Source organism: Telluria sp. LT1R51-2 (genome assembly GCF_059685775.1).
This window is the reverse complement of record NZ_JCASIM010000002.1, coordinates 184,504-208,805: the sequence shown is the minus strand read 5'-3', so window position 1 is coordinate 208,805 and position 24,302 is coordinate 184,504. Positions and strand designations below refer to the sequence as shown.

Sequence of the window (24,302 nt, the reverse complement as noted above, 5' to 3'; positions counted from 1 at the left end):
CCCCGTTAAAAATCGCCCGGCCCGAACTTGGGCAACGTCGCGCTGAGCTGGTCCTGGTGCATGCCGGTACCCAGCGGCGCACGCGGCGCGCCGCGCCAGTCTTCCGGCGTGTTGAAGGCAACCTGGTCCTTGTGGCTGTGGATCACGAACAGGATCTTGTTGCGCCAGATTTCCTGGAATCGTTCCATGCTCACGACGCGGTTGCCGGTGGACGGGTCGCCAATCAGGATGCGGCCGTCTTCGGCACCCTTGATCACCACGAAATGGTTGAAGCCGCGGTCGGTGATCAGGACGATGGCGGGCAGTTTTTCAGCGATCAGTTTTTCGATGGGCAGCTTGAAGCCGTCGGCGCGAAAGCCGCGCGTAGCAAGAAAGCGCTGCATGTCGAGCAGCGAAAAACCTTCCTTGTGAATCTTGGCCTGGTCGCCGCTGGCGTACATCTGCTGGAACACGTCCTGTTCGGGCGTGGGCGTCTGATAGTGGTGCGACAGCAAGGTGGCCAGCGCGGCGGCGCCGCAGCTGTAGTCATATTGCTGGCGCAGCGTGCGCTGGAATTTGATGTCCTTGAGACTGGTCACCGGCACGTTGACGCGCCCGACCCCGGCCAGATCAAGTGCCTTCGCACGCTGCGGCGCCAGCAGGGCGCTGCAGAGTGCGAGGAGCATCAGCAAGTAAGGGCCTGGTGTCATGCTTATTGCAGTTGCAGGTTGATGACGGTCGCGTTCTGGATCAGGACGTTCGCGCCGGAATTCTGGATTACCACCGGCAAGCCCGATGAATTGGCGAATGAGCCGCCGCTGATTACGTTCATGCCGGTGGTCACGTTGGTGGCCGTGTTGTTGCCGACCGTGCCGCCCAGCGTCGCTTCGGTGGTGATGATGTCGGTGCCGCCGCGCAGGTCGCCCAGGACCGCAGCGTCAGTGGTCTTGCCCCAACCGCTCGCGAGATCGTCGCTGTTGGCCGGCGCCACGTTCACTGTCGACAGAAAGCTCACCACCACCGGCAGTCGGGCCGGCTCGGTCACCTGCGCTGCCGCTGGCAGAGCAGCGCCTGCCGTCAGCAAGAGAAATCCGATCTGGTGTAGTCGTTTCATGATGCCTCGCTCGAAAGGACCGCCATGCGGGCAAAGCGCCGCATGGCGGGAGTGCAGGGCACGCAGCTTGAGCGCTGCGCGTCCTGCACCCAGTGCCTGATTACTGGCCTGCGCCGCCGACGTTCATGTTCGACTGCACGTTGACGCTTTGCTGGATCAGCGAGGAGAAGCCGTTGTTCTGGCTGATGATCGAGATGCCGGCTGCCGACTGGGCGATGTTGTTCATCGAGTTCGACATGTCGAACGAGCCCGAGCTGACGTTGTTGGTGCCGCCGTTGCCGCCAGTGCCCGAGCCACCGAAGCCGCCGGTACCTGCACCGGCCGTCATTTCGCCGCCCGAGCCGCCCGCGCCGGACGTGGTCGCACCACCTGCACCGCCGCTGCCACCGGCACCCGAGCTTGCATCACCCGAGGTGGCCGAGCCGCCCGTGGCGCCGCCGTTGGTGGCCGCGCCGCCGGCACCGCTGGCGCCGGTCGATGCGGTCGCTTCCGCGCCGGAACCGCCCATGCCGCCAGTACCTGCCGTGCCGCCCTGGCCTGCGCCGCCTGCGCCGCCAGTGCCGGTCGCACCGTTGCCGCCCATGCCAGCCGTACCTGCTGCGCCGGAACCGCCGGTACCTGCCGTGCCGCTGGCACCTGCGCCGCCCGTGCCGGCCAGTGCCGCGCCAGCGCCGCCGGTACCGCCGGTCGAGGCGCCACCTGCTGCGCCGCTTCCCGAAGTGTTGGACGATGCGGCGCCCGAGCCGCCCGCGCCGCCGGCTGCACCGGCGCCGCCCAGGCCTGCCGTCGAGTCACCTGCACCGTTGGTGCTGGCGCCGCTGGTCGGGCTGCCGGCCGTGCTGGTGCCGCCGGTATTGCTCGGTGCGCCGCTGGCGCCGCCGGTGCCGGCCGTTTCGCTGCCCGGCATGCCGCCTGCGCCCGAAGTTGCCGTGGCGTCGCCGATGCCGGCGCCGCCACCGCTTGCGCCGTTCGAGGCCGTCAGGCTCGAACCGGCCGAGGTGCCGCCCATGCCGCCTGCGCCGCCCGTGCCGCCTGCTGCGCCTGCACCGCCCCATGCCGAGCCGGTGTTGCCACCCGCGCCGCCCGCGCCGCCGGTTGCAGCGCCGCTGCCGCCGCCATTGCCGCCAGCCAGCGAGCCGGTCGAGCCGCCTGCACCGCCCATGGCCGAGCCGCCTGCCGCGCCCGAGCCGCCATTGGCCGCGCCACCCGATGCGCCCGCGCCACCCAGCCCGGCGCCGCCTGCTGCGCCATTGCCGCCGGCAGCGTAGCCGCCCATGGCGCCCGCTGCGCCTGCGCCACCCGTGGCGCCTGCAGCACCCGAGGAGCCGCCTGCGCCGCCGGCGGCGTTGCCGACGGTCGATGCACCGGTCGAGGCCGTGCCGGCAGCAGCGTAGCCGCCTGCGCCGCCAGCCGCACCTGCCGCGCCCGAGGCTGCGCCGCCGGCTGCACCCATGCCGCTGGCCGTGCCGCCATTACCCATGCCGCCTGCGGCGCCGGAGCCGCTGGCACCGTTGGCGCCGCCGTTGTTCTGTGCGGTGTTGCCGATATTGCTGATGGTATTGCCGCTGACGTTGCCGGTCAGGGCGCTGGTCGATGTTGCCGACGAGGTGTTGAACGAATTCGCCACCGACGAGCTGGCGCTGCCGCCATTGTTGGCTGCCGCAGCGCCGGCCACTTCGGCATTGGCGTCGCCCGAGCTGTTGTTCTGGCCCGAGCTGTTCTGGCTGCTGTCGCTGTTGCTGGTGGTCGTGGTGGCGATGTCCGTGGTGTCGTTACTGTCGACCTGCATGTTGCGGGTATCGGACTGGTTGCTGGTCTGGCTGTTGCTGTTGTTCGTCGTATTGTTCGAGACGCGGTTGTCCGAATTGTCCACCTGGTTGTTGGTGGTGCTCGTGGTGTTGGTGGTGTTCGTGTTGGTACGCTGGCTGTTGTCAGTCTGCGCGTTGGAGTTCGTATTGGTCGCCGTGTTGTTGCTGTCCGTCTGGCTGTTGTTGGTGTTGGTGCTGGTTGCCGTGTTGTTGCTGTCGGCCTGGCTGTTGTTGGTATTGGTCGCGGTGTTGTTGCTGTTTCGGGAATCCGTCAGGGAGCTGCTGTCCGTGTTGGTCGTGTTAGTCATCGTCGACGTTTGGGTATTGCCGCCACGGACGTCGTTCACGGTGTTCTCTTGTGCGTGGGCCATGCTGAAAGCCAGGGCGATCGCGGTAGCCAGAATAGTGCGCTTCATTGTTGCTCCCCTAATATCACGGTTTAAGTTTCCCGAGGTCTCCTGACGCCCGGTCCACTTTTGTAATAGCAGGTCTCGTGCCAGCTCAGGCCGGTTCCACAAGTCATTGATTTTGTAGGACTAATTTGATGAGCTAACAAGGCAGGCAGCAGAACAATGAAGCATGCCAATAGCTGAAACGACAAGTGTCTCTGTGTTGTTACACTGTTGCAGAATCGATCAAGAAACTGTATCAATTTGCAACTGCGGGACGCGCTTTTCATAGCGCACGCGCCACGCCAGCGTGCTGCCATCTGGCAAGCACGCCGGGTAAAAACGCTGTGAATTCAAGGACAAGCGCGGTAGGACGAGGCCGACGCGCGACGAAGAACGACGCCTACACCGAAATTTCGTGCTTGGCCATCAGGCGATACAGCGTCATGCGCGATACACCCAGTTCGCGCGCTGCCTGGCTGATGTTGTTGCCGCTGCGGGCCAGACTCTCGCCGATGGCCACGCGTTCGGCGCTCAGTCGTGATGTGCCCAGACCAACCCCGTTCGGGCAGATGGGGCCGACGCCTGGCAGATCGAGGTCTTCCGGCGTCACCAGCCGGTGTTCGGCCAAGACCATTGCGCGGCGCACGCGGTTGATCAGTTCGCGTACATTGCCTGGCCAGTCATAGCGCGTCATGGCCTGCAAGGCTTCGCGGCTCACGCCCTTGAGTTGGGGGCTGCGTTCGCTGGCGAACTTGTTGAAGATGAGATCGGTCAGCAGGGGCAGGTCTTCCTTGCGTTCGCGCAGGGCCGGAACGCGGATCGGAAACACGCTGAGGCGGTAGTACAAGTCTTCGCGAAAGCGTCCGTCGGCCACCGCCTGCGGCAGGTCAACGTGGGTGGCAGTGATGACGCGCGCATCAACCGCGATAGTGCGGGTGCCGCCGACGCGGTAGATCACACGTTCTTGCAGGAAGCGCAGCAAGCTTGCCTGGAGGTCGAGGGGCAGGTCGCCGATTTCGTCGAGGAAAATGCTGCCGCCCGATGCCGCTTCGAGCAAGCCTTGCTTGTCACGCATGGCGCCGGTGAAGGCGCCCCGTTCGTGGCCGAACAGTTCCGAGTGGATCAGCGCCGGTGCCATGGCTGCGCAATTGATGGCGATAAACGGGCCTGCGGCGCGCGGGGAACGCAGGTGGATTTCCTGCGCTGCCAATTCCTTGCCGCTGCCGCTCTCACCGCAGATCAGGACCGGTGCGTCGACGGCAGCGATCTTGTCGATGTGCGAGCGCAGGCGGGCGATCGCGGCCGACGTGCCGTCGATGTGGCTCACGCGCATTGCGCTCTCGGGCGGTGCGGAACGCCGGGCCATGCTTGCCATGCCGTGGGCGTGCCCCAGCGAATGCTGTAGCCGTAGCGTGTCGACCGGCAGTGTATGAAAATCGACCAGATGTGCCGCGATCAGTTCGCGCAGCGCCGGCTGGACCAGCCGGTATCCGTCGAACACGCCGACCCAGCGCATATGGTGGTGCTGGTGCAGGAAACGTTCGAGCTCGACATCATCGGCGCCGCCGCTACTGTCGAGCAATAAACCCACGCCGTAGTGTTGCTGAGACAAGACCTTGCGTGCTGCAGCCAGATGCTCGACCACGCATACATCCCAGCCAGGCAGGGCGCCATGGCAGGCGCGGGCATGCGCACTGCCGTCACTCGAAATACAGATAAGACGTTTTACAGGCACCGGAATCCTCATCAAGACTGGTTGGCACCCGTAACGCTGTGATGCATCCCGACACACCACGGGGACCATGCAACGTCAATGGGAGCAACGGCCGACGCTTGCCGGCTAGGCAGTGTAATTACACCAGAAACATGGCGAACACGTCGCACAAACGTTGATAAAAGTCTAAGAAAAAGTGCACTTTCGAATCAAAGGTTTGATTTTGCACATAGCAAAATGAAAATAGAGTTTGTCTATTGCCACTGATCTTAGTCGCGGCGAGCAGCTTCGGAAAGGGGCGCGTGCGTTGATTTTCTTCTAATCGCACACCATCGCTCAGATGCGTTGCGGGTATCCAACAAGAGGGAAAAGTTGAATCCAAACACGCCCGCAGCGCGTAAGCGACACGATGGGCGGGCCCGTCCGCGGCCATCGGGGATGACCGGGTCAGCAGCGCGGCCCTCCCGCCGGGTCCTTGTATAATGTGGCAACCCCCAACCTGCATGCCACTATGACAAACACCACCCACTTCGGCTACAAGACCGTCGCCGAGGACCAGAAGGTCCAGGAAGTCGCCAAGGTCTTCCACTCGGTCGCCGCGAAGTACGATGTCATGAACGATCTGATGTCAGCCGGTCTGCACCGCGCCTGGAAACTTTTCACGATCGCGCAGGCGGGCGTGCGGCCCGGCTTCAAGGTGCTCGATATCGCCGGCGGCACGGGCGATCTGGCCAAGGCCTTCGCCAGGCAGGCCGGCAAAACAGGCGAAGTCTGGCTCACCGACATCAACGAGTCGATGCTGCGCGTTGGTCGTGACCGTCTCTTGAATAAAGGCCTTGTCACCCCAACCATGTTGTGTAACGCCGAAAAGTTGCCGTTCCCGGACAATTACTTCGACCGGGTCAGCGTGGCCTTTGGCCTGCGCAACATGACGCACAAGGATCAGGCGCTGGCCGAAATGCGCCGCGTGCTCAAGCCGGGCGGCAAACTGCTGGTGCTCGAATTTTCGAAAGTGATCGCGCCACTGCAAAAGCCGTATGACGTGTATTCGTTCTCGGTGTTGCCGTGGCTGGGCCAGCGGATTGCCGGCGACGCTGAAAGCTATCGCTACCTGGCCGAATCGATCCGCATGCACCCCGATCAGGACACCCTGAAGGGCATGCTGGAAGACGCAGGACTGGAGCGGGTCCAGTATTTCAACCTGACGGCGGGTGTGGCAGCCTTACACACCGGTATCAAGCTGTAGTTTTAACGGTAGTTCCAATCAAGGACGGAGACAATGAAAAAATTCCTGGTCACGACGCTTCTCGCAGTCACCGCATTCTCGATGGTGGCCGAGGCCTATGCACGCCCGATGGGCGGCAAGCGCTCGGTCGGCCGCCAGTCGCAGGCCGTGCGCCAGATGCCGGCCCCGGCACCGGCGCCCGCACAGAGCATGCAGCGCCAGACCCCGAATCAGGCCGCGCCGGCCGCTGGCGCAGCTGCCGGTGCCGCAGGTGCCGCCGTCAAGAAACCAAGCATGATGCGCAACATCCTTGGCGGCGCACTGCTGGGCCTTGGCCTGGGCATGCTGCTGTCGCATCTGGGCATTGGCGGCGCGATGGCCAGCATCATCGCGGGCATCCTGATGTTCGCGCTGTTCGGCGTCATCATCCTGTTCCTGGTGCGTATGTTCCGCCGCAAGGACACGCCGGCCAATCCATCCGCAGCCGGTTTCAGCGGCGGCTTCAAGCCGCAGGCGGCTGGTGGCGTCGGCACGCCTGAAATCGGTTCGGGTCTGCGTCCGCAGCCGACCGCATTCCAGGGCGGCGTGGCACTGGAAAAGGACCGCGGCGGCCTGAATGCAGCGAATTTCGGCAATGCCGCTAGCCCGGCAGCGCACCAGCAATGGGGCGTGCCGGCCGACTTCGACAGCGAGAGCTTCCTGCGTCATGCCAAGTCGTCGTTCATCCGCATGCAGGCGGCCTGGGATCGCGGCGACACGAACGACTTGCGCGAATTCACGTCGCCCGAAGTGTTCGCCGAACTCAAGCTGCAGATCCAGGAACGCGGCGCGGTCGCTGATTTTACCGACGTCGTCAATGTCGATGCGCAGTTGCTGGGCATCGAGCAGACGGCCACCGACTACCTGGCGAGCGTGCAGTTCAACGCCATGATCCGCAGCGCGAAAGACGCATTGCCAGAGCCGTTCGTCGAGGTCTGGAACATGTCCAAGCCGCTGTCGGGCGCGGGTGGTTGGGTGCTGGCCGGCATCCAGCAGCCGAACTAAGTACGCTGCAGACGAACCGGAATTATTTTGTTTGCCGATTCCGTAACACCGGGTGCATGCCCGGCGAACTGGTAAGATCAAAACCGCCCGAATCACTCCGGGCGGTTTTGTTTTTTAAGGGTAGTCCCGCCATGTTTCCGAATCTTCCATCCCTGTCGACCTTGTCACCCCAGCATGCGCTGACCGTGCCTGCGGTTGCCGCGATCAATCACCTGCTGGCCCAGGAAGCCTGGGCCCGGGCCGCGCTCGCGCGCCATGTCGGCAAGCAGGCGTGCATCGATGCCGGCGTGGCGCAGCTGCGCGTGCTGGTGGCGCCTGACGGCCTGTTCGAGGCCAGCCAGGATGCAGCGCCGGCCAACGTCACCATCCGCATCAAACCGGCCGACCTGCCGCTGATCGCGCAGGACCGCACGCGCGCGCTGTCGTACGTGAAGATCGAGGGCGATGCCGAATTTGCCAACGTGATTTCGCAACTGGCCAACGGCCTGCGCTGGGATGCCGAATACGACCTCGAGCGCGTCGTCGGGCCTGTCGCCGCCTACCGCCTGCACCAGGGGGCACGCCGCACCGTGAATGGCCTGGGCGAAGCAGGGCGCCGCCTGGCCGAAAACATCGCTGAATTCCTGGCCGACGAGCGGCCGGTGCTGGTGCGGCCGGTCCAGCGCGATGCCTTTGCCGCCGATGTCGTGCGTCTGCGCGACGACGTCGAGCGCAGCGCCAAGCGCATCGCGCGGCTCGAGCAGGCGCTGGCCCAGCGCAGCGCTGCCAAACCTTCTTCCCCACTTGCTTCAAGCGCAGACCAGAACCTGGATCGTCGATGATATTGAAATTCCTGCGCCTGCTGCGCATCCTTACCGTTTTCACCAAGTACGGCCTGGACGAAATCGCCGTCACCAGCATCAACGCCCCGCGCACCGCGCGCCTGATGAACACGTTCTTCTTCTGGCGCACGATCACGTCGCCGCGCGCCGTGCGCCTGCGCCAGGCGCTCGAAGAACTGGGCCCGATCTTCGTGAAGTTCGGTCAGGTGCTGTCGACCCGGCGCGACCTGGTGCCGCCCGATATCGCCGATGAACTGGCCATGCTGCAGGATCGGGTGCCGCCGTTTGGCTCCGACCTGGCGGTGGCGCAGATCACGCGCTCGCTCGGCACCCATCCCGACCAGCTGTTCGCCCACTTCGAGCGCGAGCCGATTGCCTCGGCGTCGATCGCCCAGGTCCACTTCGCCACGCTCAAGAACGGCAAGGAAGTCGCCGTCAAGGTGCTGCGGCCGGGCATGAAGAAGCTGATCGACGAGGACATGGCGCTGATGCGCATGGCCGCGAACCTGATCGAAAAGGTCTGGAGCGAAGCGCGGCGCCTGAAGCCGCGCGAAGTCGTGGCCGAATTCGACAAATACCTGCACGACGAGCTCGACCTGATGCGCGAGGCCGCCAACGCCAGCCAGCTGCGCCGCAACTTCGCCGATTCGACGCTGCTGATGGTGCCCGAGATGTACTGGGACTATTGCTCGAGCAGCGTGATCGTCATGGAGCGCATGCACGGCTTGCCGGTGTCGCAGATCGATCGCCTGGCCGCCGCCGGCGTCGACCTCAAGAAGCTGTCGCGCGATGGCGTGGAGATTTTCTTCACGCAAGTGTTTCGTGACGGTTTCTTCCACGCCGACATGCACCCCGGAAATATCCTGGTCTCGACCGCACCGGAAACACTGGGCCGCTATATTGCGCTCGACTTCGGCATCGTCGGCACGCTGACCGACTTCGACAAGGATTACCTGTCGCAGAACTTCCTGGCCTTCTTCCAGCGCGACTACAAGCGCGTGGCCGAAGCCCACATCGAGTCGGGCTGGGCGCCGCCGAGCACGCGCGTCGATGAACTCGAATCGGCCGTGCGCGCCTGCTGCGAACCGATCTTCGACCGGCCCCTGAAGGACATTTCGTTCGGCCAGATCCTGCTGCGCCTGTTCCAGACCTCGCGCCGCTTCAATGTCGAAGTGCAGCCGCAACTGGTGCTGCTGCAAAAGACGCTGCTCAATATTGAAGGCCTGGGCCGCCAGCTCGACCCGGACCTCGACTTGTGGAAGACGGCCAAGCCGTATCTGGAGCGATGGATGGCCGAGCAGGTGGGCTGGCAGGGGCTGGTCGAGCGCCTGAAGGCCGAAGCGCCGCGCTACGCCCAGATCTTCCCGCAATTGCCGCGCCTCGTGCACCAGGCGCTGGAGCGCGAGTCGAAAGGGCACCATCCGCACATCGCGAACAGCGAGATGATGGCGATGCTGGTCGTGGAGCAGCGCCGCACGAATCGTATGCTCACGTTCCTGACCTTGCTGGCGACGGGCGCCTGCACCGCGCTGGCCGCGCTGTACTTCCTCTGACGCGCGCCCAAGAAAAAAGCCCGCGTGAGCGGGCTTGATAAGCTGTGTTCTTTTATGGGCTGCGCTGATACGAACATCTCGCAGCCTTCTGTTTCTTGTGTTCTCGCGGTGGCAGAACTTTCCTGCGACCAACATCCGGTAAAGAAGCCGTATTAAATCACCGATGCTGCGCACGAGCAAACAGTTCGCCTGCTGACGTGGTGAAAAACAACACGATGATGCCCGCGTTTGCCGATCGCGGTGCTGTCTTGTCCCCGGGCCGCCGCAATGCCGTAAATGCGGCGGCAAAAGCTTTATAATTCAGGGTTTTGAAGATTTTTGCGGAGCACCAGAATGCCGATTTATGCCTATCGCTGCGAAGAATGCGGTTTTTCCAAAGATGTACTGCAAAAGATATCGGATCCGGTCTTGACCGTCTGCCCGTCCTGCGCCAAGCCATCGTTCAAGAAGCAGGTGACTGCCGCCGGTTTCCAGCTCAAGGGCTCGGGCTGGTACGTGACCGATTTCCGTGGCGGCACGCCGCCTGCCACTGGCACGGCAGCTGGCACGGGTAGTGCTGACACGGGCGCTGCGGCCGCGCCGGCCGCAGCAGCTGCACCGGCCACGCCAGCGCCTGCTGCACCTGCTACGGGCAGCAGCAATGGTGGCAACAGCGGTGGCAGCAGCACCAGCAGCGGCGGCGACAAAAGCAGCACCTGAGCCTGGCGCGTCCCTGCGCCGCGCCAACAAGAATAACGGGATAACCGATGCGTAAATATTTCATCACCGGCCTGCTGGTGCTGGTGCCCCTGGCCATCACGGCGTGGGTACTGAGCATCATCATCAGCACGCTCGACCAGTCGCTGATGTTCGTGCCGGCCGCTTGGCAGCCGCGTCAGTTCATCGGCATGGACGTGCCGGGCATCGGCGCAGTGCTGACGCTGGCCATCGTGTTCGTCACGGGCCTGCTCACCAACAACCTGGTGGGAAAGTACATCGTGCGCGTGGGCGAGCGCCTGCTCAAGCGCGTGCCGGTCGTCAGCTCGCTGTATGGCAGCGTCAAGCAGGTGTCCGACACGCTGTTCTCGTCGTCCGGCAATGCGTTCCGCCAAGCGGTGCTGATTCCGTATCCGCATGCCGACTCGTATACGATCGCATTTCTGACCGGCGTGCCGGGCGGCGACGTGACCAACCACCTGGTGGGCGACTTCGTGAGCGTGTATGTGCCCACGACGCCAAACCCCACCTCGGGCTTTTTCCTGATGATGGAACGCAGCCGCGTGAAAGAACTCGACATGACCGTCGACGCGGCGCTCAAGTACATCGTCTCGATGGGCGTGGTCGCGCCGAACCACGTACCGGGCAGCGCCGCCAATACCGCGGCCGCCAAATAACGCATCACAGAATCTGGGCCGCCTGCGATGGCGGCGCCGACAAATCAATCAACCTGGAACGAAAACTATGTCCACCATGCGTACCAATTACTGCGGCCTCGTCACCGAGGAACTGCTGGGCCAAACCGTCAGCCTGTGCGGCTGGGTGCACCGCCGCCGCGACCACGGCGGGGTGATCTTCATCGACCTACGCGACCGCGAAGGCCTGGTGCAGGTGGTCTGCCATCCGGACAACGCCGCCGTCTTCAAGGCAGCCGAGCACGTGCGTAATGAGTATTGCCTGCGCATCGTCGGCACCGTGACCAACCGCCTGGCCGGTACCGTCAACGCCAACCTGGCCTCGGGCAAGATCGAAGTGATCGCGACCGAAGTCGAAGTGCTCAACGCCTCGGTGCCGGTGCCGTTCCAGCTGGACGACGACAACCTGTCGGAAACCACCCGCCTGACGCACCGCGTGCTCGACCTGCGCCGCGGCCAGATGCAGCACAACCTGAAGCTGCGTTACAAGGTCTCGATGGAAGTGCGCAAGTACCTCGACAACCTGGGCTTCATCGACATCGAAACCCCGATGCTGACCAAGTCGACCCCGGAAGGCGCGCGCGACTACCTGGTGCCGTCGCGTGTCAACGCGGGCAACTTCTTCGCGCTGCCGCAGTCGCCGCAGCTGTTCAAGCAGCTGCTGATGGTCGCCAACTTCGACCGTTACTACCAGATCACCAAGTGCTTCCGCGACGAAGACCTGCGCGCTGACCGCCAGCCGGAATTCACCCAGATCGACTGCGAAACCTCGTTCCTGACCGAACAAGAGATCCGCGACATGTTCGAAGAAATGATGCGCGTCGTGTTCAAGAACACGACCGGCATCGAACTGCCGAACCCGTTCCCGGTGATGGACTTCGCCACCGCGATGGCCATGTACGGTTCCGACAAGCCGGACATGCGCGTCAAGCTCGAATTCACTGAACTGACCGAGCTGATGAAGACGGTCGAGTTCAAGGTGTTCAACAGCGCCGCCAACCTGCCAAACGGCCGTGTGGTCGGCATGCGCGTGCCGCAGGGCGGCTCGATGCCACGCTCGGAAATCGACGCCTACACCCAGTTCGTTGCGATCTACGGCGCCCGTGGCCTGGCGTACATCAAGGTCAACGAGAAAGCCAAGGGCCGTGACGGCCTGCAGTCGCCGATCGTCAAGAACCTGTCCGACGAGGTGCTGGCCCAAATCCTGGAACTGACGGGCGCGCAGGACGGCGACCTGATCTTCTTCGGCGCCGACAAGGCCAAGGTCGTCAACGACGCCCTGGGCGCGCTGCGCGTGAAAATCGGCCACTCGGAGTTCGGCAAGAAAGCCGGCCTGTTCGACGATGTCTGGTCGCCGCTGTGGGTGATCGACTTCCCGATGTTCGAGTACGACGAAGACGGCGATCGCTGGACCGCGACCCACCACCCGTTCACGGCCCCGAAAGACGGCCACGAAGACATGCTCGAGACCAATCCGGGCGCCTGCATCGCCAAGGCCTACGACATGGTCCTGAACGGCTGGGAACTGGGCGGCGGTTCGATCCGTATCCACCGCGAAGAAGTTCAGAGCAAGGTGTTCCGTGCGCTGAAGATCGATGCCGAAGAAGCGCAGCTCAAGTTCGGCTTCCTGCTGGATGCACTGCAATACGGCGCGCCGCCGCACGGTGGCCTGGCCTTCGGTCTGGATCGCCTGATCACGCTGATGACGGGTTCCGAGTCGATCCGCGACGTGATCGCGTTCCCGAAAACCCAGCGCGCGCAGTGCTTGCTGACCAATGCACCGTCCGAAGTCGACGAGAAGCAATTGAAAGAGCTGCACATCCGCCTGCGTAACGAGCCAAAGGTCGCGTAATGGTCGGCGGGGAAGGTGGCCTGGCTGCCGACCCCGCCTTCCTCCTTCGCATACCCATGCAAGCCTACAAGATCCCTGAATCGGTGCTGGTCGTCATCCACACGTCCGAGCTGGACGTGCTGGTGATCGAACGCGCCGGTCAGCCGGGTTTCTGGCAATCGGTCACCGGCTCGCTTGACCGTCTCGACGAGCCGCTGCTGGAGACGGCAGCGCGCGAACTGTTCGAAGAGACCGGCATACGGGCTGACGGCGAACAGATCGTCCTGTGTGACTGGCAGTTATCCAATATTTACGAGATCTACCCCCTCTGGCGCCACCGCTACGCCCCTGGCGTCACGCAGAACACCGAGCACGTGTTTTCCGTCTGCGTGCCACGCGACACCTCCATCATCCTCAGTCCGCGCGAGCACATTGCCCACGCCTGGCTGCCCTACCTGGAAGCGGCCGATCGCTGCTTCTCGGCCTCGAACGCAGAAGCCATTCTTCAACTGCCTCGCCAGTTGGCACGATGATTTCTGAAAGAAAATAAAATTTCTCATAAGAAGCATTTTTGCAGTAAATCATCATTGAAAATTGCTCCTTTAAAGCAATAAAATGACGTTTTGCAGCAAAAGTACGTAAGTGCTTTTTTTAATTTCGCTCTGTTCGCTGGCACTCACATACACGCGAAAAAGTAGACTTCCTCCTATGAAGATACATTTGAAGACATGTGACGCCATGTTTCAGGAATGAATTAAATATGGTTGACCAGGCAAAGGCACCATATATTCCACGGTTGACAGTCATAATTCAGTAGACTAAGGTCATCAATTCACCCAGTGTGAATTTTTGATTTGCAACTTTTAAGTGGATGATTCTGAGAGAAAAATGGATAACTTCAAACTGAATAGCGACAAGAAAGTAAAAGCAATCACTCTCGGTGACGATTGCATCTATATCGACCTGATGGATGGTCTGCGCCTGTGCGGCCCGATGGCGCCACGCTCGCAAAAGGACGAGGCAGCTGCGCACCGTCCGCGCCGCATGATCGTTTCGGGCCACGAAGCGGTGTACGACCAGGCGCACGCCATCGCCTGAAAGTCATTTGTCACTGTTGGTTTCGAAAAAGAGTGCGATGGTCAGCAACCTGCCGAACGCGCCAGCGCCCCACGAGGCGCACGATTGGGTCCGTTTCACGAGAACGGCGGTCCGATCCGGGTAGAATGTTCCCATGAAAATTCGTGTGGCTACCTACAACATTCACAAGGGCGTCTCTTCGCTGCGCAGCACGCCCCGCGTGATCGCACTGAAGAAAGCGATCGCTGAATTCGACGCCAACGTCGTCTTCCTGCAAGAAGTCCAGGGTCGGCACGACCGGCACCAGGCACGCTTCGGCAAGGAAGACCGTGGCCATCGCCACTGGCCTGAAACGGCCCAGTACGACTACTTCGCCTCTGAACTGCACCACACGGCCTATGGCATGAACGCGGTCTACGACCACGGTCACCACGGCAATGCGCTGCTCAGTACGTATCCCATCGAAAACTCGCACAACCACGATGTCTCGGACCATGCGTACGAGCAGCGCGGCATCCTGCACTGCGTGCTGGGTACGCCCGAGTGTCCGGTGCACTGCTATGTGGTGCACCTGGGCCTGTTCGAAGGCGGGCGCGGACGCCAGACCCAGTCGCTGATCGACGCCGTCAATTCGTCGGCGCCGAACGGCGAGCCGGTCATCATCGCCGGCGACTTCAACGACTGGCGCAACACCCTGAGCGACAAGCTGCGTGCCGGCCTGGGCGTGTGCGAAGTCTTCGACGAGCTGGGCCCGCGCTCGCCGATGGGCGACATGGTGCGCGGCTGGGCCGGGCGCAAGCCGCGCCTGGCGCCGGCGCGCACGTTCCCGGCCATGCTGCCGTGGTTCCGTCTTGACCGCATCTATGTGCGCGGCTTCAAGGTCAATTCGGCGCAAGTGATGCACGGTCCGTTGTGGGCCAAGCTGTCCGACCACGCACCGATCGTGGCGGAACTCGAGCTGGCCTGAGGCCATGCGCAGCGTTACCTTCGTCGACGATAACGACATCACGTTGCTGGAGAGCGGCGTCGCGTTCTTCCCGGCGCTGATTGCCGCGCTCGACGCCGCCCGCCACGAGGTCTTGTTCGAAACCTATATTTTTGCCGAAGACGAGACCGGCGACGCCGTGCGCGATGCGCTTGCGCGCGCCGCCAGGCGCGGCGTCAAGGTGCGGGTGCTGGTCGACTGGTTCGGCACCGGCCACCGCGTCACGTCGCGGCTGGGGCTGGTGCTGGCCGAGGCCGGCGCCCAGTACCGCGTCTTCAATCCGCTGTGCAAGCGTGGCATTGCGCGCTCGCACCGCAAGATCACCGTGATCGACCGCGAGGTCGCGTTTGTCGGCGGCATCAACGTCAATGACGACTGGCTGTGCGACCACGCCGACGGCCATCGCCTGCCGGCGCCGCGCTGGGATTTCACGGCGCGGCTGCGCGGGCCGATCGTTGCGCAGATCCACCACGAGGCGCAGGGCCAGTGGACCCGCACCGGTCGCCTGCGGCTGCGCAAGCGCCTGGAACTGTTTCGCGAAATGCGCAAGCAGCCTTTGCCATCGTGCGCCAGTCCGGCGCGCGCTGCCTTTGTCGTGCGCGACAACCTGCGCAACCGCACGACGATCCAGCGCGCCTATCTGCAGGCACTGGGCCATGCGCGCCACAGTGTGCTGCTGGCCACGCCATACTTCGCGCCGGGCCGCAAGTTTCGCAAGGCGCTCGCGCATGCGGCGCAGCGCGGTGTTGCCGTCACGCTCCTGATCGGGGTGGGGGAGTTCGCGATCCAGGACGCGGTCGCGCAATCGTTCTATCCGAAACTGCTGGCCGATGGCATCCGTGTGGTCGAGTACCGCAGGACGCAATTGCATGCGAAGGTGGCCGTGGTGGACGATCACTGGGCCACGGTGGGCTCGAGCAACTGCGACGGCCTGTCGCTGTTCGTGAACCAGGAAGCCAATATCGTCGTGGACGATCCGGTGTTTGCCGCGTCAATGCGCGCGCACATCGAACGGGGTATCGCGGACGGGGTCGAAGTCTGTCCGCAGGAATTTGCCGACATCGGCTGGCTGCGGCGCGCCGTCAATGGCTGCGCGTATGTCGGCTACAAACTGGTGATGCGCGTGTGCGCCATCGGGTATGCGTAATCAAGGATAACGATGGATAAAGACAAAGAAAACGTCCGGCTGGACAAATGGCTGTGGGCAGCGCGGTTTTTCAAGACACGCTCCCTGGCCCAGGATGCCGTCGAGCGGGGCCGGGTGAGGATCGACGGCGAGCCGGTCAAGCCGGCGCGCACCGTCAAGATCAACGACAAGATGCTGATCGATAACGGCTCGGACCGCTGGGAAATCATCGTCGCCGCCATTTCGGGTGCGCGCGGCGGCGCGCCGGTGGCGCGCACGCTGTATTTCGAAACCGACGAGAGCATCGCCAAGCGCGAGAACGATAAAGTGGCGCGGCGTTTGTATCCGGAACCGAGCCTGGAAATCAAGGGACGGCCGACCAAGCGCGATCGCCGCGCGATGGAGCAGGCGGGCGAATAGACGTGGTGGGCGTTAGCGCATGACCAGCAAGGCCACGACCAGCGCGACGACCACCAGCACGATGGCGAATACCCGGATGCTCTTGCCGGATCGGGCGCGCAGCTGCTGCGCCGGTGGCGCGCTCTCCAGCGCCCGGTTCGACGCGACGACATCGACGGCCTTGTCGACGACGACCTGCGCCGTGTCCCGATCCAGGCCACGCCGGACCAGATCGGCAATCGCGTCGTCCGCCGTTGCACCGCTGTTCAGTCGTGCACTGGCGTGGCCGATCAGCACCAGAAAGTGCTGCATCGAATCCGCGCCGCTCGTTGCTGCCTGAGCAGGCTGGGCGCTGCCTTCCTGCAGCGAGAAGGCGCGAATGGCCAGCTGCAGCGCGCTGTCGTCCGGTTCGACGACTTGTTGATGCTGATCGTTGCTGCTCATGCTGTGGACCTTTCGTCTGCGCGCTGGATGTTGCCGGGTTTGTTGCTTGATTATTAATGGTAACAGTCAAGCTGCAAACGGGTGCGCCGTGCTGGTAAATGACGCACCGGTCACCCCGAAAATGCTGTACCTTTAGCAGATGAAACAACAATTTTCTGCCGCTCGCTTGCAAGCCGAGCCGTCAGCAAAAGGCGCTTTCTCCGGGTGTCACGGGTTGTTTTTCATCAATAGAACCGCACCTCTAAGTTCCCGTTTGACATTCCAGGCCCGATAGATAATAGTACGAGCGTTCGGATTTTTTCGAGACCAGGGGAAGCTATCAGTACTTCAGCAAAATTCATGCGCAAGGGCGAGCAGACGCGGGCGGCAATTCTCGACGTCGCGCTTGAGCTCGCCAGCCGCAACGGCCTTGAAGGCTTGACGATCGGCCTACTGGCTGACCGGATGAGCATGAGCAAGTCCGGCGTGTTCGCGCACTTCGGTTCGCGCGAAGATCTGCAGCTCGAGGTGGTCAAGCTGTACCACCACCGCTTCGAGCAAGAGGTCTTTTACCCGAGCATCAAGGAAACCCGCGGCCTGCCGCGCCTGGTGGCGATGTACACGCGCTGGGTCAAGCGGGTGTCGGTCGAAATCGCGTCCGGGTGCATCTATATCAGTGGCGCCGTCGAATACGACGACCGCGAAGGCCCGATCCGCGAAGAGCTGGTGTCGATGGTGCGTGCGTGGCAGGGCGCCTTGCTGCGCAGCGTGGAGCAGGCAATGGAACTGAAGCATCTGCACACCGGTTTCGATGCCGAACAGCTGGTGTTTGAAATGCACGGCCTGATCCTGGCGCTGCACCACGATGCGCGTTTCCTGCGCAATCCGGGCGCCGTCGAACGGGCCCGGGCCGGCTTTGAACGCCTGATCGAAAATTACCGCAATTCCCAACAATCGCAAGACCACCAGGCGGCATAAGGCCATCTGTCACGTCCAACAATCGTCACACCTCTTCAGGAGAAAACCATGGGTCAGTACGTCGCGCCAATCCGGGATATGCAGTTCGTTCTGCACGAGTTCCTCAATGTCACCGAAGAATTCAAGAATCTGCCGAAATACCAGGAAATCGATACCGACATCATCAACCAGGTACTCGAAGAAGGTGCAAAATTCACCCAGGAAGTGCTGTTCCCGCTGAACCACTCGGGCGACCGCGAAGGCTGCACCTTCAATGCTGCCGACAAGAGCGTGACCACGCCGAAGGGCTTCAAGCAGGCGTATAAACAGTATGTCGAAGGCGGCTGGGCTGCGCTGGCATGCGATCCGGAATACGGCGGCCAGGGCCTGCCGATCACGCTGAACAACTCGTTCTACGAGATGCTCAATTCGTCGAACCAGGCCTGGTCGATGTACCCGGGCCTGTCGCACGGCGCCTACGAGTGCCTGCTCGAGCACGGCACCGACGACCAGAAACGCCTGTACCTGCCAAAGCTCGTCTCGGGTGAATGGACCGGTACCATGTGCCTGACCGAAGCGCACTGCGGCACCGACCTGGGCCTGTTGCGTTCGAAAGCCGAACCGCAAGGCGACGGCACCTACCTGATCACCGGCTCGAAGATCTTCATCTCGGCCGGCGAACACGATATCTCGGACAACATCGTCCACCTGGTGCTGGCACGTCTGCCGGATGCACCGGAAGGCTCGAAAGGCATCTCGCTGTTCCTGGTGCCGAAGTTCATGCCGAACGAAGACGGCTCGATCGGCGAGCGCAACGGCATCGCCTGCGGCGCCATCGAAGAAAAAATGGGCATCCACGGCAACTCGACCTGCCAGATGAACCTGGACAATGCACGCGCCACGCTGATCGGCCAGCCACACAAGGGCCTGCAGGCGATGTTCGTGTTCATGAACGCGGCCCGCCTGGGCGTGGGCATGCAGTCGCTCGGCCTGACCGAAGTGGCGTACCAGAACGCGCTGGCGTATGCAAAAGACCGCATCCAGATGCGCAGCCTGTCGGGCGTGAAAGCACCGGACAAGCCAGCCGATCCGATCATCGTGCACCCGGACGTGCGCCGCATGCTGTTGACCGCAAAAGCCTTCGCTGAAGGCGGCCGCGCGTTCTCGTCGTACGTCGCGCTGCAGATCGACCGCGAACTGAACCACACCGACGAAGACGTGCGCAAGGAAGCCGCTGACGAAGTCGCGCTGCTCACGCCAATCATCAAGGCCTTCATCACCGACAACGGCTGGATCGCGACCTCCGAAGCGATGCAGGTCTACGGCGGCCATGGCTACATCGCCGAATGGGGCATGGAGCAGTACGTGCGCGACGCGCGCATCAACATGATCTACGAAGGCACCAACACCATCCAGTCGCTGGACCTGCTGGGCCGCAAGATCCTGATGGACAACGGCGCCAAGCTGCGCAAGTTCGGCGAGAAGATCAAAAACTTTGTCGAAGACAATGGCCTGGACGAGAACATGTCCGAATTCGTCACGCCGCTGGGCGAGCTGGGCGACAAGGTCACCAAGCTGACGATGGAAATCGGCATGAAGGCCTTCCAGAATCCGGACGAAGTGGGCGCTGCCGCCGTGCCTTACCTGCGCGTGGCCGGTCACCTGGTCTACAGCTACCTGTTCGCGCAGCAAGCCAAGATCGCACTGGCCAAGCTTGATTCGGGCGACCGCTTCTATGAATCGAAGCTGGCGACGATCCGCTTCTACTTCGCACGTCTGTATCCGGAAACCGCGATGCTGATCCGCCAGGCACGTTCGGGCGCCGCGAACCTGACGGCGCTGGACGCCGACCTGTTCTAAGCACTCACGCCCAACCCAACAAGGAAATCTTACATGTCCAATTTCATCGTCAAGAAAGTCGCCGTGCTGGGCGCCGGCGTGATGGGCGCGCAAATCGCCGCCCACTGCGTGAACGCCAAGGTGCCAGTCGTGCTGTTCGACCTGCCTGCAAAAGAGGGCCCGAAGAACGGCATCGTCCTGCGCGCCATCGAGAACCTGAAAAAGCTCTCGCCAGCCCCGCTGGGCAACAAGGATGACGCGGCCCTGATCGAAGTGGCCAACTACGAAGACAACCTCGACGTGCTGGCCGGTTGCGACCTGATCATCGAAGCCATCGCCGAGCGCATGGACTGGAAACACGACCTGTACGCCAAGGTCGCGCCGCACATTGCGCCAAACGCGATCTTCGCGTCGAACACGTCGGGCCTGTCGATCAACAAGCTGGCCGAAGGCTTCGATTCGGAGCTCAAGGCCCGTTTCTGCGGCGTGCACTTCTTCAACCCGCCGCGCTACATGCACCTGGTCGAACTGATCCCGACCACGGACACGCGTCCTGACATCCTGGACCAGCTCGAGACGTTCCTGACGTCGACCCTGGGCAAGGGCGTCGTGCGCGCGAAAGACACGCCGAACTTCATCGCCAACCGTGTCGGCATCTTCGGCATGCTGGCCACGATCGTCGAAGCCGAGAAATTCGGCCTGTCGGTGGACGTGGTCGATGACCTGACCGGCGCCAAGCTGGGCCGCGCCAAGTCGGGCACCTTCCGCACCGCGGACGTGGTCGGCCTGGACACGATGGGCCATGTGATCAAGACGATGCAGGACAACCTGAAGGACGACCCGTTCTTCAGCGTCTACAAGACGCCGGACATCCTGGCCAAGCTGATCGAAAAAGGCGCGCTGGGCCAGAAATCCGGCGCCGGCTTCTACAAGAAGGTCGGCAAGGAGATCCAGCGCCTGGACTTCGCCACGGGTGAATACGTCACGGGCGGCGCCAAGGCCGCCGACATCGTTGGACGCATCCTGAAAGAAAAAGACCCGGTCAAGAAGTTCAAGGCCATGCGCGAATCGACCAACCCGCAGGCGCAGTTCCTGTGGGCGATCTTCCGCGACGCCTTCCACTACATCGCGTTCCACCTCGAATCGATCGCCGACAACGCGCGCGACATCGACTTCGCGATGCGCTGGGGCTTCGGCTGGAGCGTCGGCCCGTTCGAAACGTGGCAGGGCGCCGGCTGGACGCAGATCGCGCAGTGGGTCAAGGAAGACATCGACGCCGGCAAGGCGCTGTCGACTGCACCGTTGCCAGCCTGGGTGTTCGAGGGTTCGGTCGCCGAAAAGGGCGTGCACACCCCTGAAGGTTCGTACTCGGTCACCAAGAGCGGCTATGTGCCGCTGTCGGACCTGCCGGTGTACAAGCGCCAGCAGTTCCGCGCACCGGTCGTGGGCCTGGGCGGCGCCGATCCTAAGACTGCTGGCACCACGGTGTTCGAGGACGAATCCGTGCGCCTGTGGCACTCGGACGACGAAGTGCTGGTCGTCTCGCTCAAGACCAAGATGCACGTCATCGGCGATGGCGTCATCAAGGGCCTGCAGCGCGCACTGAAAGAAGCCGAAACCGGCTTCAAGGGCATCGTAATCTGGAACACCGACGCAGCCGAAGGCGGCGCGTTCTCGGCCGGCGCCGACCTGCAATCGGCCCTGCCAGCCTTCATGGCCGGCGGCGCGAAGGCGATGGAGCCGATCGTGCGCGAGTTGCAGGACACCTTCATGGCGCTCAAGTACTCGAACGTGCCGGTCGTCGCCGCAGTGGCGGGCCTGGCGCTGGGCGGCGGCTGCGAGCTGGCGCTGCATGCCAGCAAGCGTGTCGCGTCGATCGAGTCGTACATCGGCCTGGTCGAAGTGGGCGTGGGCCTGGTGCCTGCCGGCGGCGGTCTGAAGGAAGCAGCGCTGCGCGCTGCAACCGAAGCCAAGGGCAACGACATCCTGCAATTCCTGAAGAACGGTTTCATGAACGCGGCCACCGCGCAAGTGTCGAAGTCGGCGCTGGAAGCCAAGGCCATGGGTTACCTGAAAGAAGACGACGTGATTGTCTTCAACGCCTACGAACTGCTGCACGTGGCGAAAACCACGGCGCGCGCCATGGCCGATGCTGGCTACCGCGCACCGGCGCGCCGCACGTTCCCGGTCACCGGCCGTTACGGCTGGGGCACGATCCGCGGCCAGATGGTCAATATGCGCGACGGCGGCTTCATCTCGGCCTATGACTACCAGCTGGGCGACACCATCGCTGAGATCGTCACTGGCGGCGACATCGACCAGGGCAGTGTGGTCAGCGAGCAGTGGATCCTCGACCTGGAGCGCAAGGCCTTCGTGGCGCTGCTGAACAATCCGAAAACGCAGGAACGCATCATGGGAATGATGCAGACCGGCAAGCCAGTGCGCAACTAAGCGTCGACAGAACAGGACACTGACATGAGCAAACAACTTCAAGACGCATACATCGTCGCAGCGACCCGCACCCCGATCGGCAAGGCGCCGCGCGGCATGTTCAACAAGACCCGCCCGGACGACCTGCTGGTGCACGCGATCCGCGGCGCCATGGCGGCCGTGCCGAACCTGGACCCTGCGCTGATCATCGATGCGATCATCGGCTGCTCGTTCCCGGAAGCCGAGCAGGGCTTCAACATCGCCCGTAACTCGGTGGTGCTGGCCGGCCTGCCGAACACCGTAGGCGGCGTGACGGTCAACCGCTACTGCGCCTCGGGCATCACCGCACTGGCGATGGCCGCTGACCGCATCCGCGTAGGCGAAGCCGACGTGATGATCGCCGGCGGCGTCGAATCGATGTCGATGGTCCCGATGATGGGCCACCACCCATCGATCAATATGGACACGTTCAAGGACGAGAACGTGGGCCTGGCCTACGGCATGGGCCTGACGGCCGAGAACGTCGCGAACCAGTGGAAGATTTCGCGCGAAGACCAGGACGCTTTCGGCCTGGAATCGCACCGCCGCGCCATCGCCGCGCAGCAGGCCGGCCACTTCAAGGACGAGATCACGCCGGTCGAGGTCATCACCCGCACGCCGAACCTGGGCACCGGCCAGATCGACGTCAAGACCCGCACGGTCGACACCGACGAAGGCCCGCGCGCCGACGCCAGCATGGAAAGCATGGGCAAACTCAAGCCTGTGTTCGCCGCCAAGGGTTCGGTCACCGCGGCCACGTCGTCGCAGATGTCCGATGGTGCTGGCGCCCTGATCGTCGTCAGCGAAAAAATCCTGCGCGAGCACAACCTCACGCCGCTGGCCAAGTTCTCGTCGTTCGCCGTGCGCGGCGTGCCACCGGAAATCATGGGCATCGGTCCGAAGTTTGCGATTCCTGCAGCGCTGGCCGCCGCCGGCATCACGCAGGACCAGCTGGACTGGATCGAGCTGAACGAAGCCTTCGCCGCGCAGGCGCTGGCCGTGATCCGCGACCTGGGCTTGGACACCAGCAAGGTCAACCCGCTGGGCGGCGCCATTGCCCTGGGCCACCCGCTGGGCGCAACCGGTGCGATCCGCGCCGCGACCGTCGTGCACGCGCTGCGTCGCAATAACCTGAAGTACGGCATGGTGACGATGTGCGTCGGCGCCGGCATGGGCGCTGCAGGCATTATCGAACGCGTCTAAGCCAGCCAGTACGATCACCGCGTGGGCGGGAGACCGGGCCACCCTACAATCGACTATGTAGGGTGGGCGGGTCTCCCGCCCACGCGTCCAACCAGCCCAAGAACAGACGGGAGACAACCACCATGAGCATCCTCACCACCACCGCCGACGGCATCCTCACGATCACCTTCAACCGCCTCGAACGCAAGAACGCGATCACCGGCGCGATGTACCAGACGATGGCTGACGCCTTGCGCGCCGCCGAGCAGGACACGACGGTCCGCGCCATCCTGATCGCCGGCCAGCCCGAGATTTTCACCGCCGGCAATGACCTCGACGACTTCCTGAACAACACCGGCGAAGGCGCGATGACGCCGGAGCGTCCGGTGTTCCAGTTCATGCTGGCGCTGGAAGGCTGCACCAAGCCGGTGGTCGCGGCCGTGGCTGGCGCCGCGGTTGGCATCGGCACCACGCTCCTGATGCATTGCGACCTGGTCTACGCGGCCGACAACGCCAAATTCTCGATGCCGTTCTCGCAGCTGGGCCTGTGCCCTGAATTTGCGTCGTCGCTGCTGGTCGCCCAGTCGGCCGGCTATACGCGCGCCGCCGAAAAGCTGATGCTGGGCGAGCCGTTCCTGGCCCAGGAAGCGCTGGAGATGGGCATCGTCGCGCGCGTGCTGCCGGCAACGGAACTGCTCGCGTTCGCGCAGGCGCAGGCGGCCAAACTGGTCAAGCTGCCCCCAGCCTCGATCCGCACGACCAAGGCGCTGATGCGCCGCGCACGCACCGCGCACGTCAGGGACACCATCGCGGCTGAAAACGAACAGTTCAGCGCGATGCTGGGCGGCGCCGAAGCGAAGGAAGCCTTCACGGCGTTCTTCGAGAAGCGCAAGCCGGATTTCAGCAAGTTCGACTGAAGGCGAGGCGGCACCGGGGCGCACCTCCACTGCCGTTCGCCGGTATCATGTGCCGA

General features: G+C 63.2%; 22 protein-coding genes. 17 read left to right on the top strand and 5 right to left on the bottom strand.

The genetic code is table 11. The features are described from left to right. Nucleotides 1-5: 5 nt before the first annotated feature. From AC56LH_RS19110 to AC56LH_RS19095, 4 genes are all read right to left on the bottom strand, one after another. Nucleotides 6-689, bottom strand: a complete 684-nt coding sequence (locus AC56LH_RS19110) for a C39 family peptidase (protein WP_499648847.1) — start codon at nt 687-689, stop codon at nt 6-8. Between the two features lie 2 nt (nt 690-691). Continuing rightward, nucleotides 692-1,093, bottom strand: a complete 402-nt coding sequence (locus AC56LH_RS19105; RefSeq protein WP_499648845.1) for a hypothetical protein — start codon at nt 1,091-1,093, stop codon at nt 692-694. A 100-nt stretch (nt 1,094-1,193) separates the two neighbouring features. Continuing rightward, the gene (locus AC56LH_RS19100; protein ID WP_499648843.1) at nt 1,194-3,317 is read right to left on the bottom strand and encodes a hypothetical protein; all 2,124 of its coding nucleotides are present in this window, start codon (nt 3,315-3,317) and stop codon (nt 1,194-1,196) included. 376 nt (nt 3,318-3,693) lie between these two features. Further along, nucleotides 3,694-5,040, bottom strand: a complete 1,347-nt coding sequence (locus AC56LH_RS19095; protein WP_499648842.1) for a sigma-54 dependent transcriptional regulator — start codon at nt 5,038-5,040, stop codon at nt 3,694-3,696. Nucleotides 5,041-5,518: 478 nt separating this feature from the next. On the opposite strand from AC56LH_RS19095, the gene ubiE reads away from it, so the two are divergent. The 12 genes from ubiE to AC56LH_RS19035 all read left to right on the top strand — a co-directional run bounded on the left by ubiE (nt 5,519) and on the right by AC56LH_RS19035 (nt 16,480). After that, nucleotides 5,519-6,253 (top strand): bifunctional demethylmenaquinone methyltransferase/2-methoxy-6-polyprenyl-1,4-benzoquinol methylase UbiE, encoded by a 735-nt coding sequence (ubiE, locus tag AC56LH_RS19090; protein ID WP_499648840.1) that lies wholly within the window; start codon nt 5,519-5,521, stop codon nt 6,251-6,253. 33 nt (nt 6,254-6,286) lie between these two features. Beyond that, on the top strand, nt 6,287-7,276 hold the full coding sequence (locus tag AC56LH_RS19085; protein WP_499648838.1) for a Tim44 domain-containing protein: 990 nt from the start codon (nt 6,287-6,289) through the stop codon (nt 7,274-7,276). A gap of 131 nt (nt 7,277-7,407) precedes the next feature. Beyond that, nucleotides 7,408-8,097: a ubiquinone biosynthesis accessory factor UbiJ gene (locus tag AC56LH_RS19080; protein ID WP_499648836.1), complete on the top strand. Its 690-nt coding sequence runs from the start codon at nt 7,408-7,410 to the stop codon at nt 8,095-8,097. After that, nucleotides 8,094-9,650, top strand: coding sequence for a ubiquinone biosynthesis regulatory protein kinase UbiB (gene ubiB / locus AC56LH_RS19075; RefSeq protein WP_183554085.1), 1,557 nt, complete (start codon nt 8,094-8,096; stop codon nt 9,648-9,650). Before AC56LH_RS19080 ends, ubiB begins: the two co-directional genes overlap by 4 nt. Before the next feature lie 333 nt (nt 9,651-9,983). Next, on the top strand, nt 9,984-10,349 hold the full coding sequence (locus AC56LH_RS19070; protein ID WP_499648834.1) for an FmdB family zinc ribbon protein: 366 nt from the start codon (nt 9,984-9,986) through the stop codon (nt 10,347-10,349). Between the two features lie 47 nt (nt 10,350-10,396). Continuing rightward, the gene (locus AC56LH_RS19065; RefSeq protein WP_499648832.1) at nt 10,397-11,023 is read left to right on the top strand and encodes a DUF502 domain-containing protein; all 627 of its coding nucleotides are present in this window, start codon (nt 10,397-10,399) and stop codon (nt 11,021-11,023) included. A 67-nt stretch (nt 11,024-11,090) separates the two neighbouring features. Beyond that, complete coding sequence (gene aspS / locus AC56LH_RS19060) at nt 11,091-12,893, top strand: aspartate--tRNA ligase (protein WP_499648830.1); 1,803 nt, start codon at nt 11,091-11,093, stop codon at nt 12,891-12,893. Between the two features lie 56 nt (nt 12,894-12,949). Beyond that, the gene (nudB, locus tag AC56LH_RS19055; RefSeq protein WP_499648828.1) at nt 12,950-13,405 is read left to right on the top strand and encodes a dihydroneopterin triphosphate diphosphatase; all 456 of its coding nucleotides are present in this window, start codon (nt 12,950-12,952) and stop codon (nt 13,403-13,405) included. 355 nt (nt 13,406-13,760) lie between these two features. Further along, on the top strand, nt 13,761-13,970 hold the full coding sequence (locus AC56LH_RS19050; RefSeq protein ID WP_499574160.1) for a hypothetical protein: 210 nt from the start codon (nt 13,761-13,763) through the stop codon (nt 13,968-13,970). Nucleotides 13,971-14,103: 133 nt separating this feature from the next. Further along, nucleotides 14,104-14,916, top strand: a complete 813-nt coding sequence (locus AC56LH_RS19045) for an endonuclease/exonuclease/phosphatase family protein (protein ID WP_499583257.1) — start codon at nt 14,104-14,106, stop codon at nt 14,914-14,916. A 4-nt stretch (nt 14,917-14,920) separates the two neighbouring features. Next, nucleotides 14,921-16,081, top strand: coding sequence for a cardiolipin synthase ClsB (clsB, locus tag AC56LH_RS19040; protein ID WP_499648826.1), 1,161 nt, complete (start codon nt 14,921-14,923; stop codon nt 16,079-16,081). Between the two features lie 12 nt (nt 16,082-16,093). Continuing rightward, the gene (locus tag AC56LH_RS19035) at nt 16,094-16,480 is read left to right on the top strand and encodes an RNA-binding S4 domain-containing protein (RefSeq protein ID WP_258837250.1); all 387 of its coding nucleotides are present in this window, start codon (nt 16,094-16,096) and stop codon (nt 16,478-16,480) included. Between the two features lie 12 nt (nt 16,481-16,492). On the opposite strand, the gene AC56LH_RS19030 is transcribed toward AC56LH_RS19035, so the two are convergent. Then, nucleotides 16,493-16,903, bottom strand: coding sequence for a hypothetical protein (locus AC56LH_RS19030; RefSeq protein ID WP_499648824.1), 411 nt, complete (start codon nt 16,901-16,903; stop codon nt 16,493-16,495). Between the two features lie 339 nt (nt 16,904-17,242). Between AC56LH_RS19030 and AC56LH_RS19025 the strand changes: the two genes are divergently transcribed. The 5 genes from AC56LH_RS19025 to AC56LH_RS19005 all read left to right on the top strand — a co-directional run bounded on the left by AC56LH_RS19025 (nt 17,243) and on the right by AC56LH_RS19005 (nt 24,246). Next, entirely contained in the window at nt 17,243-17,860 is a 618-nt protein-coding gene (locus tag AC56LH_RS19025; protein ID WP_258837252.1) for a TetR/AcrR family transcriptional regulator, read from the top strand. Nucleotides 17,861-17,908: 48 nt separating this feature from the next. Continuing rightward, on the top strand, nt 17,909-19,699 hold the full coding sequence (locus AC56LH_RS19020) for an acyl-CoA dehydrogenase C-terminal domain-containing protein (protein ID WP_499500572.1): 1,791 nt from the start codon (nt 17,909-17,911) through the stop codon (nt 19,697-19,699). Nucleotides 19,700-19,732: 33 nt separating this feature from the next. Then, nucleotides 19,733-22,129 carry a 3-hydroxyacyl-CoA dehydrogenase/enoyl-CoA hydratase family protein gene (locus AC56LH_RS19015; RefSeq protein WP_499648822.1) on the top strand — a complete coding sequence of 799 codons (2,397 nt, stop codon included), beginning with the start codon at nt 19,733-19,735 and terminating at the stop codon, nt 22,127-22,129. Between the two features lie 24 nt (nt 22,130-22,153). Continuing rightward, on the top strand, nt 22,154-23,350 hold the full coding sequence (locus tag AC56LH_RS19010; protein WP_499648821.1) for an acetyl-CoA C-acyltransferase: 1,197 nt from the start codon (nt 22,154-22,156) through the stop codon (nt 23,348-23,350). A gap of 122 nt (nt 23,351-23,472) precedes the next feature. Next, the gene (locus tag AC56LH_RS19005) at nt 23,473-24,246 is read left to right on the top strand and encodes an enoyl-CoA hydratase (RefSeq protein ID WP_499648820.1); all 774 of its coding nucleotides are present in this window, start codon (nt 23,473-23,475) and stop codon (nt 24,244-24,246) included. Nucleotides 24,247-24,302 lie beyond the last annotated feature (56 nt).

Coding starts and splice junctions, on each gene's coding strand:
- AC56LH_RS19110 (WP_499648847.1), bottom strand. CDS start 689: ATGACACCAGGCCCTTACTTGCTGATGCTCCTCGCACTCTGCAGCGCC.
- AC56LH_RS19105 (WP_499648845.1), bottom strand. CDS start 1,093: ATGAAACGACTACACCAGATCGGATTTCTCTTGCTGACGGCAGGCGCT.
- AC56LH_RS19100 (WP_499648843.1), bottom strand. CDS start 3,317: ATGAAGCGCACTATTCTGGCTACCGCGATCGCCCTGGCTTTCAGCATG.
- AC56LH_RS19095 (WP_499648842.1), bottom strand. CDS start 5,040: ATGAGGATTCCGGTGCCTGTAAAACGTCTTATCTGTATTTCGAGTGAC.
- ubiE (WP_499648840.1), top strand. CDS start 5,519: ATGACAAACACCACCCACTTCGGCTACAAGACCGTCGCCGAGGACCAG.
- AC56LH_RS19085 (WP_499648838.1), top strand. CDS start 6,287: ATGAAAAAATTCCTGGTCACGACGCTTCTCGCAGTCACCGCATTCTCG.
- AC56LH_RS19080 (WP_499648836.1), top strand. CDS start 7,408: ATGTTTCCGAATCTTCCATCCCTGTCGACCTTGTCACCCCAGCATGCG.
- ubiB (WP_183554085.1), top strand. CDS start 8,094: ATGATATTGAAATTCCTGCGCCTGCTGCGCATCCTTACCGTTTTCACC.
- AC56LH_RS19070 (WP_499648834.1), top strand. CDS start 9,984: ATGCCGATTTATGCCTATCGCTGCGAAGAATGCGGTTTTTCCAAAGAT.
- AC56LH_RS19065 (WP_499648832.1), top strand. CDS start 10,397: ATGCGTAAATATTTCATCACCGGCCTGCTGGTGCTGGTGCCCCTGGCC.
- aspS (WP_499648830.1), top strand. CDS start 11,091: ATGTCCACCATGCGTACCAATTACTGCGGCCTCGTCACCGAGGAACTG.
- nudB (WP_499648828.1), top strand. CDS start 12,950: ATGCAAGCCTACAAGATCCCTGAATCGGTGCTGGTCGTCATCCACACG.
- AC56LH_RS19050 (WP_499574160.1), top strand. CDS start 13,761: ATGGATAACTTCAAACTGAATAGCGACAAGAAAGTAAAAGCAATCACT.
- AC56LH_RS19045 (WP_499583257.1), top strand. CDS start 14,104: ATGAAAATTCGTGTGGCTACCTACAACATTCACAAGGGCGTCTCTTCG.
- clsB (WP_499648826.1), top strand. CDS start 14,921: ATGCGCAGCGTTACCTTCGTCGACGATAACGACATCACGTTGCTGGAG.
- AC56LH_RS19035 (WP_258837250.1), top strand. CDS start 16,094: ATGGATAAAGACAAAGAAAACGTCCGGCTGGACAAATGGCTGTGGGCA.
- AC56LH_RS19030 (WP_499648824.1), bottom strand. CDS start 16,903: ATGAGCAGCAACGATCAGCATCAACAAGTCGTCGAACCGGACGACAGC.
- AC56LH_RS19025 (WP_258837252.1), top strand. CDS start 17,243: ATGCGCAAGGGCGAGCAGACGCGGGCGGCAATTCTCGACGTCGCGCTT.
- AC56LH_RS19020 (WP_499500572.1), top strand. CDS start 17,909: ATGGGTCAGTACGTCGCGCCAATCCGGGATATGCAGTTCGTTCTGCAC.
- AC56LH_RS19015 (WP_499648822.1), top strand. CDS start 19,733: ATGTCCAATTTCATCGTCAAGAAAGTCGCCGTGCTGGGCGCCGGCGTG.
- AC56LH_RS19010 (WP_499648821.1), top strand. CDS start 22,154: ATGAGCAAACAACTTCAAGACGCATACATCGTCGCAGCGACCCGCACC.
- AC56LH_RS19005 (WP_499648820.1), top strand. CDS start 23,473: ATGAGCATCCTCACCACCACCGCCGACGGCATCCTCACGATCACCTTC.